Source organism: Sphingomonas folli, from assembly GCF_019429525.1.
Taxonomy (GTDB): Bacteria; Pseudomonadota; Alphaproteobacteria; order Sphingomonadales; family Sphingomonadaceae; genus Sphingomonas; species Sphingomonas folii.
The window spans coordinates 70,166-85,791 of the sequence record NZ_JAHXZL010000009.1 but is presented as its reverse complement, the minus strand read 5'-3'; the positions used below and the strand labels follow the sequence as shown (position 1 = coordinate 85,791).

The window sequence follows — 15,626 nt, the reverse complement described above, 5'->3', positions numbered from 1 at the left end:
GCCACTCCCGGCGCCTCGACGGGGCCGCGCTGGCGCGCCGACGCGACGCGGTTATCCTAGGAGCATGAGACGTCCGACCGCCGGACGCAGGAGAGGCCCATGACCGTCATCCCCGCCGCCGCGCCGCCCGCCGCGCCGCGCCCCTTCTACCAGCACCTCTACGTGCAAGTGCTGGTCGCCATCCTCGCGGGCGCGCTGCTCGGCCATTTCCAACCGACGCTCGGCGCCGCGCTCAAGCCGCTCGGCGACGCCTTCATCAAGCTGGTCAAGATGGTGATCGCGCCGGTGATCTTCCTCACGCTGGTGAGCGGCATCGCGGGGCTCAGCGAGCTCCGCTCGGCCGGGCGGATCGCGCTCAAGGCGTTCGGCTATTTCCTGTTCTTCTCGACGCTCGCGCTGATCGTCGGGCTGATCGTGGCCAATGTCGTCCAGCCCGGCGCGGGCATGAACGTCGATCCCGCCACGCTCGATACCGGCGCGGTGAAGGACTATGCCGCCAAGGCGCACGAGACCTCGCTGATCGGCTTCCTGCTCGCGATCATCCCCACCACGCTCGTCTCCGCGCTGGCGCAGGACAATATCCTCCAGGTGCTGCTGGTCGCGATCCTGTCCGGCGTGTCGATCAGCCTCGTCGGGGAGCCGGCGCGGCCGGTGCTCGAGCTGGTCGAGCGGCTCAACCTCGTCGTGTTCAAGGTGGTGGCGATCCTCATGCGCGCCGCGCCGATCGGGGCGTTCGGCGCGATCGCCTTCACCGTCGGCAAATATGGCGCGGGCAGCCTGGTGAACCTCGGCGGGCTGGTGCTCACCTTCTACGCCACCTCGCTGATCTTCGTGCTGGGCGTGCTGGGCGTGGTGGCGCGGCTGCACGGGTTCTCGATCCTGCGGCTGATCGCCTATCTCAAGGGCGAGCTGCTGCTGGTGCTCGGCACCTCCTCGTCGGAGCCGGCGCTGCCGGGGCTGCTGACCAAGCTGGAGGCGGCGGGCTGCGACCGCGGCGTGGTCGGGCTGGTGGTGCCGACGGGCTATTCGTTCAACCTCGACGGCACCAACATCTACATGACGCTGGCGGCGCTGTTCATCGCCCAGGCGTGCAACGTCGACCTCACGCTCGGCCAGCAGCTGCTGCTGCTCGCGGTGGCGATGCTCTCGTCCAAGGGAGCGGCGGGGGTGACCGGCGCGGGCTTCATCACGCTGGCGGCGACGCTGTCGATCGTGCCGACCGTGCCGGTCGCGGGCATGGCGCTGATCCTCGGCGTCGATCGCTTCATGAGCGAGTGCCGCAGCCTGACCAACTTCGTCGGCAACGCGGTCGCCGCCGTGGTGGTGGCGCGCTGGGAGAACAAGCTCGACCGCGCGCGACTCGACGCGGCGTTGCGCGGGCAGGGCGCGATCCCCGACGCGATGCCGCACGCGGCCGAGTGATCGTGAGCGTTCGTGGTTACGAACCATCTTACCGATCATCCTCGGGCGAGTAGAAATAAGATTCCGCGCCATCCCTATGCCGATGCACCAAAATAATTAGGGCGCCCGATCAGTCGCAAGCCGAGCACTGCGTGGCCGAAAGATGAGCTACCAACCATAATGGGTAAAAGGTGGCTGTGCGAAGGTCGTCCTCCAACGTATAATGTACTCATTCCGCTGAAAAAGGCATCGCGGGGCCGACGTGCTGCACGGGCTAAGCAGGGGGTTCGTGCAACCATTGAAAAGCGTCGGTTCTCGTCTGTCTTTATCCGGGATGGATTGTCTTGACGGCGATGGTTACTGGACTTGAAAGGACCAGCACGGTGCCGAATTATGCGACTGCCGCGCAACGCCAGACCGACATGACTTCGGCCCAGGCCAGCGTTCGCCTCTCGCTGCCCATCCATCAGAAGGTGCGGCTGATCGCCGAGCTGCACACCGGCATCAACGTCGCGGTGCTGCGGCCGCTGCGCGGCAACGTGGACCGGATGCTCGTCCTCGCGCTGCTGATGCGCACCGCGCTGACCAAGCCCGAGCGCGACGGCGCGATCTCGATCCACTCGGCGGCGTTGTCGATGGGCCGCCCGTTCGAGACGGTCCGCCGCCACATCGCGGCGCTGATCGAATCGGGCCTGTGCCACCGGATCGACGCCGGCGTGACGATCTCGCCGCGCTTCTGGCGCAGCCGCTTCATCAAGGGCAAGCTGCAGTACGCGCACGATTGCTTCGTCCGCTTCGTGGCCGATGCCACCGCCGCCGGCGCGGTCGAGCTGCCGACGGTCCGCTCGGTCGGTCATTTCGACGAGATCGACGGCGTGTGCGCGGTGCTGGACCTGGTGCTCGCGCTGGTCGACCAGAACCGCAACCTCTTCCCCGAGGCGGTGGACGTCGCGATCTTCTCCGCGATCCTCCACGCCAACATGCAGCGTTTCGCCGCCGAGGGCGGCACGCTGGCGGCGCGGGGTGAGAGCAGCACGAGTTTCCGCCAGAGCCACGCGGTCCGGGTCGCGGCGATCGCGCGCGCTTTGTCGCTGCCCGATACCACCGTGCGCCGTCGGATCGCCGCGATGACGGGGCCGAGCGGTCCCCTGATGCGCACGCGCTCCGGCACGTTGGTCGACCCGGCGTGGCTCGAGCGCGCCAACGCGATCGCGTGCGAGGCGCGGCACGGCTCGATGCAGCTGATCCTCAACCGAGTCGCGGCGGTCGGCTTCCCCTTCCACGCGCCCGCCTCGGCCTATCTGTGCGGCCGGCCGGACAGCCCCCGGATCGCCTGAGCGCCGCGCTCAGCCGCGCGGCGGGCGCGGCGCGAGCGCGGAGAGGACGCCGCGCATCGTGCGGACCTCCTGGCTGGTCCAACCAGGCTTGGTCAGCATCGTCCGCAGCGTGCGCCGGGAGGCGGGGGCGCGATCGCGCGGGAAGAAATAACCCGCGGCGTCGAGCAGGGTGTCGAGCTGCGCGATCATCCCGTCCAGCTCCTCCTGCGGGGCCGGCGGATCGAGTTCCGTCTCGGGCGGGCTGGCGAGCGCCTGACCCTTGGACCATTCGTACGCGACCAGGATCACCGCCTGGGCGAGGTTGAGGCTGCCGAACGCGGGGTTGATCGGCACGGTGACGATCGTGCGCGCCACCGCGACGTCGTCGGTCTCGAGCCCCGAGCGCTCGGGGCCGAACAGGATCGCGGCGCGGCCCGCGCCGGCGTGGATCGCGCGCGCGGCGACCTCGGGCGTGACCACCGGCTTGGTGACGCCGCGCCTGCGCACCGTGGTGGCATAGACCTCGGCGCAGTCGGCCACCGCGTCCGCGACGCTGTCATACACCCGCGCGCGCTCGAGCACGACGTCGGCGCCCGACGCGGCGGGGCCGGCCGAGGGATTGGGCCAGCCGTCGCGCGGCGCCACCAGTCGCAGCTCGGTCAGGCCGAAGTTGAGCATCGCGCGCGCGGCCTTGCCGATGTTCTCGCCGAGCTGCGGGCGGACCAGCACGATGACGGGGGGCGGGGCGGGGGTCGCGATCACACCGTGCTGGCTCATGCCCTGCTCCTCTTCCGTTCGGTTCGAGCCGGCGTCGAGCGCGGCCGAGACGCGCGGGCGAGAACGCGCCGACTCCGCGACCACCTCCCAGTCGGCGCGGAACAGCGCCTCCTTCTGCTTGCGCGACCAGTCCTTCACCTGAAGCTCGCGCTCCACCGCCTCGGCGCGCGTGGGAAAATCCTGCGACCACATCAGTTCCACCGGCCGGCGATCGTGGGTGTAGCCCGGGATCGTGCCCGCCTGATGTTCGGCGACGCGGCGCTCCAGATCCTCGGCATGGCCCGTGTAATAGCTGCCGTCGGCGCAGCGCAGCATGTAGACGTGGAAGCTCATCGCCGGCCTATGTTCTCGACGGACGCCTCTCGGCAAGCGCGATGCTGCTCGAACGAAGCGGGAGGAGTAGCGGCAGCCGCATCGGAAGACGGCGACGGAACCCCGCGCCGACTCCTACCGGTGCGGAGGCGGCCCCCGCCGTCACCCCTCGCGCCCGGCCTCCTCGACGCTGCCGGCGAACTCCTCGAAATCGCGCGCCTCGCTGAAGTCGCGGTAGACGCTGGCGAAGCGGATATAGGCGACCGAGTCGAGGCCCTTGAGCCCGTCCATCACCATCTCGCCGATGCGCTTGGCCGAGACCTCGGCCTCGCCGCTGGTCTCGAGCTGGCGCTGGATGCCGCTCACCAGCTTCTCGAGCTGGATCGGCTCGACCGGTCGCTTGCGCGCCGCGATCGCGACCGAGCGGAGCAGCTTCTCGCGATCGAACGGCTCGCGGCGGTGCTCGCTCTTCACCACCGTCAGCTCGCGCAGCTGGATCCGCTCGAAGGTGGTGAAGCGCGCGGCGCAGCCCTCGCACTGGCGCCGGCGCCGGATCGCCGCCCCGTCGTCGGTGGGGCGGCTGTCCTTCACCTGGCTCGCGTCATGGCCGCAGAACGGGCAGCGCATCTCGGTCCTTCACCCGTCCAGCGGCGCGGCGGTCACAGGCCGCGGTTCTTGGTGCCCTTGTGATAGGCATAGGCCGCGCCCGCGATCGCGCCGAACACCGGGCCGATCACCGGCACCGGGATCGCCACCACCGCGCCGAGCGCGCTCCACTTGGCCATGCTTTTGCCCAGTCCGGGCGTGCCCTTGACGTTGCTCTGCACCGCGCGGGCCTTCTCGTCGAACGTCGCCACCGGCGAACCTCCTATTGATAGATCGGGAAGCGCGCGCACAGGGCCCGCACGCGGTCACGAACGCGCGCCTCGACCTGCGGGTCCCCCGCCTCGCCCTTCTGCGCGAGGCCGTCGAGCACGTCCGCGACCATCTCGCCGATCTCGCGGAACTCGCCCGTGCCGAAACCGCGCGTGGTGCCCGCGGGCGAGCCGACGCGGATGCCGCTGGTCTTCACCGGGGGCAGCGGGTCGTTGGGGATGCCGTTCTTGTTGCAGGTGATGCCCGCGCGCTCCAGCGCCTCGTCGGCGTCGCGGCCGGTGACGCCCAGCGGGGTGAGGTCGACCAAAGCGAGATGCGTGTCCGTGCCGCCCGAGACGAGGTCGGCGCCGCGCTCCTTGAGCGTCGCCGCCAGCACCTTGGCATTCTCCACCACCGCGGCGGCATAGCCGCGGAACTCGGGGCGCAGCGCCTCGCCGAACGCCACCGCCTTGGCGGCGATGACGTGCATCAGCGGGCCGCCCTGCAGCCCGGGGAAGACCGCCGAGTTGATCTTCTTGGCGATGGCCTCGTCGTCGGTCAGGATCATGCCGCCGCGCGGGCCCCGCAGCGTCTTGTGCGTGGTGGTGGTGACGACGTGCGCGTGGCCGAACGGCGTCGGGTGGACGCCGCCCGCGACCAGCCCCGCGAAATGCGCCATGTCGACCATGAAGGTCGCGCCGACCTGGTCGGCGATGGCGCGGAAGCGAGCGAAGTCGATGTGGCGCGGATAGGCCGAGCCGCCCGCGATGATGACGCGCGGCTTATGCTCCGCGGCGAGCCGCTCGACCGCGTCATAGTCGATCAGATGCGTCGCGGGGTCGACGCCGTACTGCACCGCGTTGAACCACTTGCCGCTCATCGCCGCGCGCGCGCCATGGGTCAGGTGCCCGCCGGCGTCGAGGCTGAGCCCCAGGATCGTGTCGCCCGGCTTGGCCAGCGCCAGCATCACCGCGCCGTTGGCCTGCGCCCCCGAATGCGGCTGTACGTTGACGAAGCCGCAGCCGAACAGCTGCTTGGCGCGATCGATCGCGAGCTGCTCGACCTCGTCCGACGGGTGGCAGCCCTGGTAATAGCGCTTGCCGGGGTAACCCTCGGCATATTTGTTGGTGAACACCGAGCCCTGCGCCTCGAGCACCGCGCGGCTGACGATATTCTCGCTCGCGATCAGCTCGATCTGGGTCTGCTCGCGCGCCAGCTCGTGCTCGACCCCGGCGAACACCGCGGGATCGGCCTCGGCCAGGCCGCGATCGAAGAAGCCGCTCGGCGCGGCGCCGGTCCCCGCGGGGGAGAGCTGGTGGACGGGGTTGGTGCTCATACGGGCTCCTTGAGCATGTCGACGCGGGCGGCGTGGCGCCCGCCGAGGAAGTCGGTCGCGAGGAAGGTGACGACGCACTGTTTGGCCATGTCGAGCCCGATCAGCCGCGCGCCCATGGCGATCGCGTTGGCGTCGTTGTGGCTGCGCGCCAGCGCGGCGGAGAAAGGCTCCGTGACCAGCGCGCATCGCACCGCCGGGTTGCGGTTGGCCGCGATCATGATGCCGATGCCCGAGCCGCACAGCGCGATGCCGCGCTCGGCCTGGCCCGCGGCGAGCGCCTCGCCCAGCACGCGGCCGTAATCGGGGTAATCGACGCTCGCGGTACCGTCGGTGCCGAGGTCGATCACGGCGTGGCCCTGCTCGTTGAGCCAGGCCTTGAGCTCCTGCTTCAGCGCGAAGCCGGCGTGGTCGGTAGCGATGGCGACTCGCACGGGATCGATCCTCCGGGCGCGGGCGGACGTTCGCCCGCGATCCCTGCCGGGTGCCCCCCGGGCGCGGCGCAGTCAAGCGCGAATGGGGCGCCGCCGCCGGCCCCGCGCGCGCCGCGGCGCCGCTTACCCCTTCTTGGCCGCGATATAGCGGTCGACCTGCTCCTCCAGCACGCCGAGCGGCAGCGCGCCCTGGCTCAGCACCGCCTCGTGGAAGTCGCGGATGTCGAACCTGGGCCCCAGCGCGCGCTCGGCGCGCGCGCGCAGCTCGGCGATCTTGAGCTGGCCGACCATGTAGCTGGTCGCCTGTCCCGGCCAGTTGAAATAGCGGTCGACCTCGCGCGCGATGTCGGTGTCCGAGACCGAGCTGTTGGCGCGGAAATAGGCGATCGACTGGTCGCGGGTCCAGCGCTTGGCGTGGATGCCGGTGTCGAGCACCAGCCGGATCGCGCGCCACACCTGCAGCGACAGCATCCCGAACCGATCGTACGGCGTCTTGTACACGCCCATCTCGTCGGCGAGCCGCTCGGAGTACAGCCCCCAGCCCTCCATGTACGCGCCGTAGCCGCCGTATTTGCGGAACTTGGGCAGGTCGGCCAGCTCCTGCTGGCGCGCGATCTGGAAGTGATGGCCCGGCGCGCCCTCGTGCGCGGCGATGCCCGCGACCTGGACCTTCTGCGTCTGGTTCATGTCGACCAGGTTGACGTAATAGATCCCCGGCCGCGTGCCGTCGGCCGAGGGCGGGTTGTAGAAAGCGGTGGAGGCGGTGCCCTCGCGCCACTTCTCCACCGCGCGCACCTCCAGCGGCGCCTTGGGCAGCACGCGGAAGTAGCGCGGCGCCGCCGCCATCACGCCCGCGATCACCCCGCGCGCGTCGCCGAGATACTGCTCGCGCCCGGCGGCGGTGTTGGGATATTTGAGCGACGGGTCGGTGCGGACGTGCTCGAAGAACTGCTCGAGCGTGCCGGTGAAGCCGACCCGGCGCTTGATCGCCTCCATCTCGCCGCGGATCGCCGCCACCTGCTGGAGCCCGATCTGGTGGATCTGCTCGGCGCTGAGATCGGTGGTGGTCGAGTCGCGCAGCCGGTCGGCGTAATAGGCCGCGCCGTCGGGCAAATGCCACGCGCCGAAATTGCCCGTCGCCTTGGGCGCGATCTCGTCCAGCGCCGCGATCAGCACCGTGTAGCCCTGGCGGAACGGGCCCTTGAGCGCCGCGGTGGCGTCGGCGAGCAGCCGCGCCTTGGTCGCGGCCGGCGCGTCGAGCGCGGTCACCTTCTTGCGGAAGTCGGCGAGCAGCGTCGAGTCGGGGCCCGCGTCGAAGGGCGCGCCGGTGACGACCTTGAGCGCGTCGGCGCGCGCGGGCGCGAAATTGACCTGGTTGGGGATGATGCCGCTGGCCGCCTGCGCGCGCATCGTCGCGGCGACCTCGCGCATCACGCGCTGGGTGTCGCGCAGCCGGGCGACATAGGCCTGCGCGTCCGCGACGGTGTCGACGCGGTGGTTGTTGATCAGCAGCACCGGGATCGCGCCCGCCGGGCTGCCGTTGGTCGAGACCGGGAAGCGCAGTCGGCGGAAGCGGAACGAGGCGCGGTCGCGCGCCACCTGCTCCTCGAACAGGCGGTAGCTCACCCGCGCCGACTCACCGAGCTGCGCGGGGCGGAAGCGCGCGTGCAGTTCGGCGAGCTGGCGCTCCGCGAGGTCGCGCGCGCGCACCTGCGCGGCGTCGGTGTAATCGTCGAGCCGATCCTCGTCGGTCTTGAGCCCGAGCTGGGTCTGGCCCTCCGGGCTGAGCGCGAGCTGCTCGTCGAACTTCCGGTCGAGGAACACGAGCAGCGCGCGGTCGGCCGCCCGGGTCGCGGCGGGAGGCGCCTGCGGCGCAGGGGCGGCGGGCGCCGCGGGAGGCGCCTGCGGCGCGGGGGCAGCGGCGACCAGCGCGGGCGCCATCGCCGACGACAGGATCGTGTTCAGGCGCATTCACTCTCTCCCGGTGCGACGCGCCTTCATGTCCGCCGCGCGGCACCGGCGCAATGGCCGGCGGTGCGGTTCATCCCAGCGCGCGGCGATACAGCGCCAGCGTCCAGGCGACACTCTGCAGGAACAGCGCCGGGTCGTAGCGCGGCCCTTCGTCGCGCAGGAAGGCGTGCGGGGCGTTGACCTCATGCCACTCGTAGCGCGCCTCGACCGCCTCCAGCCGCGCGCGGACCGCCTCGCGCCCGGCGAACGGCACGTGCGGGTCCTGCCGGCCCCAGACGAACATCGCCTCGGCCTTCAGCTCGGCCATCCGCGCGAGACTGTCGTCGGCGCGACCCTCCCCGAGCGTGGCCGAGTGGATGTCCGTGGCGTAGAAGCAGGCGGCCGCGCCGACGCGCGGGTCGAGCGCGGCGCGATAGGCGAGATGCCCGCCGAGGCAGACCCCGAAGGTGGCGAGCCGGCCGTCGCAGCCGGGGTGCGCCGCCAGCGCGGTGAGCGCGGCGCGCGCGTCGGCGTCGTATCGCGCGACCGGCTTGGCGACCTTGAGCGCGTTGCCGCGGTCGGTGCCGGGCTGGTCGTAGGCGAGCACGGTGCCGGCGGGCTCGTACTCGTGGTACACCTCGGGGACCGCCACGACATAGCCGTTGCCCGCCAGCAGCGTCGCGAGCCGGCGGATCGGCGCGGTGACCTGGTAGATCTCGGAGAAGAACAGGACGCCGGGGAAACGTCCCGCGACGGCGGGTCGGAACAGATGGGTGCGCATCGTGCCGGCGCCGGGCACGGCCACGTCCTCGCTCTCGTCGCCGCGCACGATCATGGTCGCTGTCCCCTCACTGTGGCGCGCCGCTGTGGCAGCGCGGCGGCGCTGGGGCAAGGCGCTGGCCGGGGTGGGGCGGGTCGGAAGCGCGGTACGCGGGGCGGGCTCGGCCACACGCGCGAGGCGCACGCCGCTTGCTCGCCCCTGCGTCATCGCCGGGCGGAGGGGGAGCGTCGGTTCGGCGAGCCGTGCGAGGCACGCCGCCCACTCCCATGCGCCCTCCCCGCGGAGGCGGGGATCCAGACACGACGACCTTCGCGATGGAGCCGCACGGTCCGCGCGTCTGGTTCCCCGCCTTCGCGGGGATGACGGTTGGGGAGTGGGGGCGGGGGCTTGGCATAAGGGTTGGGGTTGAGGATGACGTTCGGGGGTTGAGAATGACCGCCGGAGATCGGGCATGACCGCCGGAGATCGGGAATGACCGCCGGAGATCGGGAATGACGGTCGGGGTTGCGGATGACGGAGTGGGGTTGGGGAAGACGGAAGCGGGTCGGGATGATGGAGGCGGGCCGCGATGGCGGAAGCGGGACGGGGCTGGGGCTCCCCGGTAGCGGCGCCGGCGGCATCCGCACGAGCCACGATAGGGCGCCATGCACCGCGCCATCCCCCGCACGCTTGCCCGCCGACACAACGCTCCATATACGTTCCGTATCGTCACTCATCCCAGGAGAGCGCCATGGGCATCGTCAAGATCGACGACGAGCTGCACGCCGAGGCGCGCCGCGCGAGCGCGGTGATGTGTCGCTCGATCAACGCCCAGGCCGAGTTCTGGATGACGATCGGCAGGCTCGCCGAGGCGAACCCGACGCTGAGCTTCAACGAGATCGTGCGCCGGCGGTATGAGGCGGCGCAGCCCCGCCCCGTGGCCGCCTGAGATGGTCAAGACGCCCGACGAACTGGCGCTGATGCGGGTCTCCGGCCGGCTGCTCGCGTCGGTGTTCGAGATGCTCGACCGCCAGCCGCTCGCCGGGCTGTCGACGCTCGCGGTCAACGACCTGGTCGAGCGCTACATCACCGTCGACCTGCAGGCGCGCGCCGCGAGCAAGGGACAGTATGGGTTCGAGTACGTGCTGAATTCCTCGCGTAACCAGGTGGTGTGCCACGGCGTGCCCGACGTCGCCGAGATCATCCGCGACGGCGACATCGTCAATTTCGACATCACGCTGGAGAAGAACGGCTATATCGCCGACTCGAGCAAGACCTACGCCGTCGGCGCGGTGCCGCCGGCGGCCCGGCGGCTGGTGCAGGTGGCGCAGTCGGCGATGTGGAAGGGGATCGGCGCGGTGCGCCCGGGCGCGCGGCTCGGCGACGTCGGCGCCGCGATCGAGCGCCACGCCAGGAAGCACGGCTACGCGGTCGTCCGCGAGTTCTGCGGCCACGGGATCGGGCGCGAGATGCACGAGGAGCCGCAGGTGCTCAACTTCGGCCGCCCCGGCACCGGCGCGGTGCTGCGCGAGGGCATGGTGTTCACGGTCGAGCCGATGCTCAACCAGGGCAGCCGCCGGGTCGAGACGCGCGACGACGGCTGGACCGTCGTGACGCAGGACGGCAAACTTTCGGCGCAGTTCGAACATACGGTGGCGGTCACCGCGACGGGCGTCGAGGTGCTGACGCTGCGGGGCGACGAGCGCCGCGCCGCCTAGAGGCTGATCCACCTGATGTGAACCGACGGGGTGCTCCTGCGGGCGCGGGAGCACGGATCGATGGAAGTGGATCAGACCCCGGCGCAGTTCGAGAAGCGGGAGGCCCGTGGCCCTGGGCTCCTGCCCGCGCAGGAGCACGTCGGAGGGGCGGCGGATACGCGACGGCTAGGAGGCGGGCGTCCATCGCGTGATCCGGCGCGGCCGGGCTCGCCCGGCGCTCCGACCGCTCACGCCACCGCGACCGGCGCCTCCTCGGCCTCCTCGCTCTCGGCCGCCTGGCGCGCCCACATCGACGCGTAGAGCCCGTCGCGCGCGAGCAGCTCGGCGTGGCTGCCGCGCTCGACCACGCGCCCCGCGTCCAGCACCACGATCTGGTCGGCGTGGACGATGGTGGAGAGCCGATGCGCGATCACGATCGTGGTGCGACCGCGCTCGATCGCGGCGAGCGTCTCCATGATCTCGCCCTCGGTGCGGCTGTCGAGCGCGCTGGTCGCCTCGTCGAGGATCAGCAGCGGCGGGTCCTTGAGCAGCGTCCGCGCGATCGCCACGCGCTGCTTCTCGCCGCCCGACAGCTTGAGCCCGCGCTCGCCGACCCGCGTCTTATATCCCTCCGGCTGGCGCTCGATGAAGCCCGCGATCGCTGCCCCGCGCGCCGCGGCGGCGACCTCCGCCTCGCCCGCGCCCTCGCGGCCGTAGGCGATGTTGTAGCCGATCGTGTCGTTGAACAGCACCGTGTCCTGCGGGACGATCCCGATCGCGGCCCGCAGCGAGTCCTGCCGCACGCGCGCGATGTCCTGCCCGTCGATCGTGATCCGGCCACGGTCGACGTCGTAGAAACGGTACAGCAGCCGCGCCAGCGTCGACTTGCCGGCACCCGAGGGGCCGACCACCGCGCAGGTGGTGCCCGCGGGCACGTCGAGGTCGATGCCCTTGAGGATCGGCATGCCCGCGTCATAGCCGAACGCCACGCCCTCGAAGCGGACATGCGCGTCGCGCACGTCGAGCGCGGGCGCGTCGGGCGAGTCGACCACCTCGGGCGGCGTGTCGATCAGGTCGAACATCGCGCCCATGTCGATCACGCCCTGGCGGATCGTGCGATAGACCATGCCGAGCAGGTCGAGCGGGCGGAACAGCTGCGACAGGAGCGTCGACACCAGCACGACGTTGCCCGCGGTGAAGCGTCCCTGGCTCCACCCCCAGGCCACCCAGGCCATGCCCGCGGCGAGCATCAGGTTGGTGATCAGCGCCTGACCGATGTTGAGCCACGCCAGGCTGTTCTCGCTCTTCACCGCGGCCTCGGCGTAGGAGCGCATGGCGCCGTCGTAGCGCTTCGCCTCGCGCTCCTCGGCGCCGAAATATTTGACCGTCTCGAAGTTGAGCAGCGAGTCGACCGCGTGCGCCACCGCGCCGGTGTCGAGGTCGTTCATCCGCTCGCGCAGCGACGAGCGCCAGTCGGTGACGGTGCGCGTGAACCAGATGTACAGCACCACCATCGCCAGCGTCGCGACCACGAGCTGCCAGCCGAACTTGACCTGGAAGATGCCGAGCACCAGCGCCAGCTCGAGGATCGTCGGCGCGATGTTGAACAGCAGGAAGTAGAGCATCGTGTCGATGCTCTTGGTGCCGCGCTCGACCACCTTGGTGACCGCGCCGGTGCGCCGCTCGAGGTGGAAGCGCAGCGAGAGGCGGTGAAGGTGGCGGAACACGCGCGCGGCCAGCCGCCGCGTCGCCTCCTGCCCGACCTTCTCGAACACGGTGTTGCGCAGATTGTCGAACAGCGTGGTGCCGAAGCGCGCCGCGGCATAGCCGACCACCAGCAGCACGATCAGCGACACGGGGGTGGTCGGCACCGCCATGCCGTCGACCGCGCCCTGGAGCGCGAAGGGCGCGCCATAGACCTGCACCAGCTTGGAGAGCACCACCAGCACGAGCGCGCCGGCGACGCGCAGCTTCATCCCCGGCGAGTCGCTCGGCCAGAGATCGGGGAGGAAGCGGCGGAGCGTCGGCAGCAGCGGGCGCTCGGTGCCGGGGGCGGCGGGGCGGTCGGGAGGCATGTGCCCGAGATGTCGTGTGCCGGAACGGGAGCGTCAACCGGTCCGCGGGAATCGGAACGCCGCGCCGCAGCGATCGTTTTTCACGACGAACGGAGGCGGTGATGGACGCATTGTTCTACGTGATGGCGATCATGGGCTGCGGCGACGGCGCGAGCGGCTGCGCCGAGGCGCGCGTCGCGCCCGCGCATTACGCGACGGTGCAGCAGTGCCAGGCGGCGATGGCCGACGTCCTCGCGCGCAACAACGACCTCGATTTCCCCGTGGTGAGCGCGACGTGCCGCCGCAGCGGGCCGCAATGGGTCGGGCGCGGCGCGGCTGGCGAGCGGAGAGGGTGAGGTGAGATCGGCGAGGTCTGTGTCGCAGATCCTCCCCGCCGGCGGTGGGGAGAACCAACCGCAGGCTGGTGGAGGGGGGCTTCCGCCTACGCGCCGGTGCGTGTGACGAACGCCCCCTCCACCACCGCGCTGCGCGCGGCGGTCCCCCTCCCCGTGCCGGGGAGGATCTGCCTCCCTACCGCACCGCCGTCACGAAATAGTCGAGTGCGGTAGAGCTCCCCAGCGCGAAGCCCTTCGTCCCCAGCGTCAGCCCGGTGACGTCCACCACCCGCAGCCCCGCTTCCGATATCATCGCGCCCAGCTCGTCCGGGGTCAGGAACTTGTCCCAGTCGTGCGTGCCGCGCGGGATCTGTCCCAGCGCCTCGGCCGCCTCGACCAGCGCGGCGCGCGACAGCCAGGTGCGGTTGGGCGTGCTCATCACCAGCAGCCCACCTGGCGCCACCGCCGCCGCCAGCCCCGCCACGAAGGCGCGCGCGTCGGCGACATGCTCGACCACCTCGAGCGAGGCGACGAGGTCGAAGGTCTCGCCCGCCACCGCCTCCACCCCGCCGACGCGATAGTCGATCGCCAGCCCGCGCCGCGCCGCATGGTCGCGCGCCACCGCGACGCTCTCCGCCGCGGCGTCGACCCCGGTCACCGCCGCGCCCAGCCGCGCCAGCGGCTCGGCGAGCAGCCCTGCGCCGCACCCCATGTCGAGCGCGCGCCGGCCCGCGAGCGGCGCGAAGGAGCGGTCGTCCAAGTCCCAGTGGCGGTCCACCGCGGCGCGCAGGTAGCGGAGCCGCACCGGGTTGAGCCGGTGCAGCATCGCCGAGGATCCCGCGGGGTCCCACCAGTCGCGCGCCAGTCGACCGAAATGGGCGGCCTCCTCGGCCACCACCGAGGCATGATGCGGCGACATGGTTGCGGTTGTTACGCTTGCGTCGGTCATGCGCGCTTCCTATCAGGACGCCCCTCTTCTCCCAAGGCGTTTGGATACGGCATTGGCGCGGATCGTCATGAAGTTCGGCGGCACCTCGATGGCGGGGATCGAGCGCATCCGCTCGGTCGCGGCGCGGGTGAAGCGGGAGGTGGCGGCCGGCAACCAGGTGGCGGTGGTGGTCTCGGCGATGGCGGGGGAGACCGACCGGCTGGTCGGCTTCTGCCGTGAGGCCTCGCCGCTGTACGACGCGCGCGAGTATGACGTCGTCGTCTCCGCGGGCGAGCAGATCACCAGCGGGCTGCTCGCGATCGCGCTCCAGGCGATCGACGTGCCGGCGCGTTCCCTCCTCGGCTGGCAGCTGCCGATCCGCACCGACACCGCCTTCGCCAAGGCGCGCATCGACACGATCGACACCGCCGCGCTGGAGGCGAGCTTCGCCGCCGGCGCGGTGGCGGTGATCCCGGGCTTCCAGGGAGTCGCGGCGGGCGAGCGCATCACCACGCTCGGCCGCGGCGGATCGGATACGTCGGCGGTGGCGGTCGCGGCGGCGATCCGCGCCGATCGCTGCGACATCTACACCGACGTCGACGGCGTCTACACCACCGACCCGCGGATCGTGCCGCGCGCGCGCAAGCTCGCCAAGGTGACCTACGAGGAGATGCTGGAGCTCGCCTCGGTCGGCGCCAAGGTGCTCCAGACCCGCTCGGTCGGGCTGGCGATGAAGGAGAAGGTCCGCGTCCAGGTGCTGTCGTCGTTCACCGACGAGGCCGCGCCGATGGCGGACACATTGCCCGGGACGATGATCGTGGGCGAGGAGGAGGCAGCCTTCAAGGAGAATGGGGACGTGGAACGCCAGCTCATCACCGGCATCGCGCATGACAAGAACGAGGCCAAGATCACGCTGACGCGCGTGCCCGACCAGCCCGGCACGGTGGCCAGCATCTTCGAGCCGCTGGCGGCGGCGAACATCAACGTCGACATGATCATCCAGAACATCGCGCACCAGAGCGCGAGCAACGGCGCGAGCAGCACCAGCGCCACCGACGTGACCTTCACCGTCCCGGCCGCCGACCTCGCGCGCTCGATCGAGGCGCTCAACCAGGCGCGCGAGGCGATCGGCTTCGGCGAGCTGATCCACGACACGCGCGTGGCGAAGATCAGCGTGGTGGGCGTCGGCATGCGCAGCCACGCCGGCGTGGCGAGCACGATGTTCACCACGCTCGGCGCGCGCGGGATCAACATCCAGGCGATCTCGACCAGCGAGATCAAGGTCTCGGTGCTGATCCACGAGGACGAGACCGAGCTCGCGGTGCGCGTGCTCCACACGGCCTACGGGCTGGACGCCGAGACGGCCCAGGGCTGACCCATCGCCACTGGCTCACACCAGGTGAATCAGCCTCTAGCCGCCGAAGGCGCCGCGGTGTTCCCGCCGGTGTAGACCCACCTCCTCGAGGGAGATGGC

Annotated in this window: 15 protein-coding genes; 6 read left to right on the top strand and 9 right to left on the bottom strand. The window is 71.1% G+C overall.

Annotated elements, in window-relative coordinates:
- Window positions 1-99: 99 nt before the first annotated feature.
- Complete coding sequence (locus KZ813_RS14240) at window positions 100-1,422, top strand: dicarboxylate/amino acid:cation symporter (protein WP_219755650.1); 1,323 nt, start codon at window positions 100-102, stop codon at window positions 1,420-1,422.
- Window positions 1,423-1,784: 362 nt separating this feature from the next.
- Window positions 1,785-2,738: a hypothetical protein gene (locus KZ813_RS14235; RefSeq protein ID WP_219755649.1), complete on the top strand. Its 954-nt coding sequence runs from the start codon at window positions 1,785-1,787 to the stop codon at window positions 2,736-2,738.
- A gap of 9 nt (window positions 2,739-2,747) precedes the next feature.
- Here KZ813_RS14235 and KZ813_RS14230 read toward each other — a convergent pair whose 3' ends face one another.
- The 7 genes from KZ813_RS14230 to KZ813_RS14200 form a co-directional block, all read right to left on the bottom strand.
- Window positions 2,748-3,827 carry a TrmH family RNA methyltransferase gene (locus tag KZ813_RS14230; protein WP_219755648.1) on the bottom strand — a complete coding sequence of 360 codons (1,080 nt, stop codon included), beginning with the start codon at window positions 3,825-3,827 and terminating at the stop codon, window positions 2,748-2,750.
- 141 nt (window positions 3,828-3,968) lie between these two features.
- Entirely contained in the window at window positions 3,969-4,433 is a 465-nt protein-coding gene (nrdR, locus tag KZ813_RS14225; protein ID WP_219755647.1) for a transcriptional regulator NrdR, read from the bottom strand.
- 32 nt (window positions 4,434-4,465) lie between these two features.
- Window positions 4,466-4,663 carry a hypothetical protein gene (locus KZ813_RS14220; RefSeq protein WP_219755646.1) on the bottom strand — a complete coding sequence of 66 codons (198 nt, stop codon included), beginning with the start codon at window positions 4,661-4,663 and terminating at the stop codon, window positions 4,466-4,468.
- Between the two features lie 11 nt (window positions 4,664-4,674).
- Window positions 4,675-5,997 carry a serine hydroxymethyltransferase gene (gene glyA / locus KZ813_RS14215; protein WP_219755645.1) on the bottom strand — a complete coding sequence of 441 codons (1,323 nt, stop codon included), beginning with the start codon at window positions 5,995-5,997 and terminating at the stop codon, window positions 4,675-4,677.
- Window positions 5,994-6,428, bottom strand: coding sequence for a ribose 5-phosphate isomerase B (gene rpiB, locus KZ813_RS14210; protein ID WP_219755644.1), 435 nt, complete (start codon window positions 6,426-6,428; stop codon window positions 5,994-5,996). Before rpiB ends, glyA begins: the two co-directional genes overlap by 4 nt.
- Window positions 6,429-6,551: 123 nt before the next feature.
- Window positions 6,552-8,399, bottom strand: coding sequence for a DUF885 domain-containing protein (locus KZ813_RS14205; protein WP_219755643.1), 1,848 nt, complete (start codon window positions 8,397-8,399; stop codon window positions 6,552-6,554).
- Window positions 8,400-8,469: 70 nt separating this feature from the next.
- Window positions 8,470-9,213 carry a dienelactone hydrolase family protein gene (locus tag KZ813_RS14200; protein ID WP_219755642.1) on the bottom strand — a complete coding sequence of 248 codons (744 nt, stop codon included), beginning with the start codon at window positions 9,211-9,213 and terminating at the stop codon, window positions 8,470-8,472.
- Between the two features lie 676 nt (window positions 9,214-9,889).
- Between KZ813_RS14200 and KZ813_RS14195 the strand changes: the two genes are divergently transcribed.
- Together KZ813_RS14195 and map are read left to right on the top strand one after the other, a co-directional pair.
- The gene (locus KZ813_RS14195; protein ID WP_219755641.1) at window positions 9,890-10,087 is read left to right on the top strand and encodes a ParD-like family protein; all 198 of its coding nucleotides are present in this window, start codon (window positions 9,890-9,892) and stop codon (window positions 10,085-10,087) included.
- A 1-nt stretch (window position 10,088) separates the two neighbouring features.
- Window positions 10,089-10,856, top strand: a complete 768-nt coding sequence (gene map, locus KZ813_RS14190) for a type I methionyl aminopeptidase (RefSeq protein WP_219755640.1) — start codon at window positions 10,089-10,091, stop codon at window positions 10,854-10,856.
- Between the two features lie 227 nt (window positions 10,857-11,083).
- On the opposite strand, the gene KZ813_RS14185 is transcribed toward map, so the two are convergent.
- Entirely contained in the window at window positions 11,084-12,910 is a 1,827-nt protein-coding gene (locus KZ813_RS14185; protein ID WP_219755639.1) for an ABCB family ABC transporter ATP-binding protein/permease, read from the bottom strand.
- A gap of 101 nt (window positions 12,911-13,011) precedes the next feature.
- On the opposite strand from KZ813_RS14185, the gene KZ813_RS14180 reads away from it, so the two are divergent.
- Entirely contained in the window at window positions 13,012-13,245 is a 234-nt protein-coding gene (locus KZ813_RS14180) for a hypothetical protein (protein WP_219755638.1), read from the top strand.
- A 175-nt stretch (window positions 13,246-13,420) separates the two neighbouring features.
- On the opposite strand, the gene ubiG is transcribed toward KZ813_RS14180, so the two are convergent.
- Window positions 13,421-14,173 (bottom strand): bifunctional 2-polyprenyl-6-hydroxyphenol methylase/3-demethylubiquinol 3-O-methyltransferase UbiG, encoded by a 753-nt coding sequence (ubiG, locus tag KZ813_RS14175; protein WP_219755637.1) that lies wholly within the window; start codon window positions 14,171-14,173, stop codon window positions 13,421-13,423.
- 52 nt (window positions 14,174-14,225) lie between these two features.
- Between ubiG and KZ813_RS14170 the strand changes: the two genes are divergently transcribed.
- Window positions 14,226-15,527, top strand: coding sequence for an aspartate kinase (locus KZ813_RS14170; RefSeq protein WP_219755636.1), 1,302 nt, complete (start codon window positions 14,226-14,228; stop codon window positions 15,525-15,527).
- Window positions 15,528-15,626: the final 99 nt, after the last annotated feature.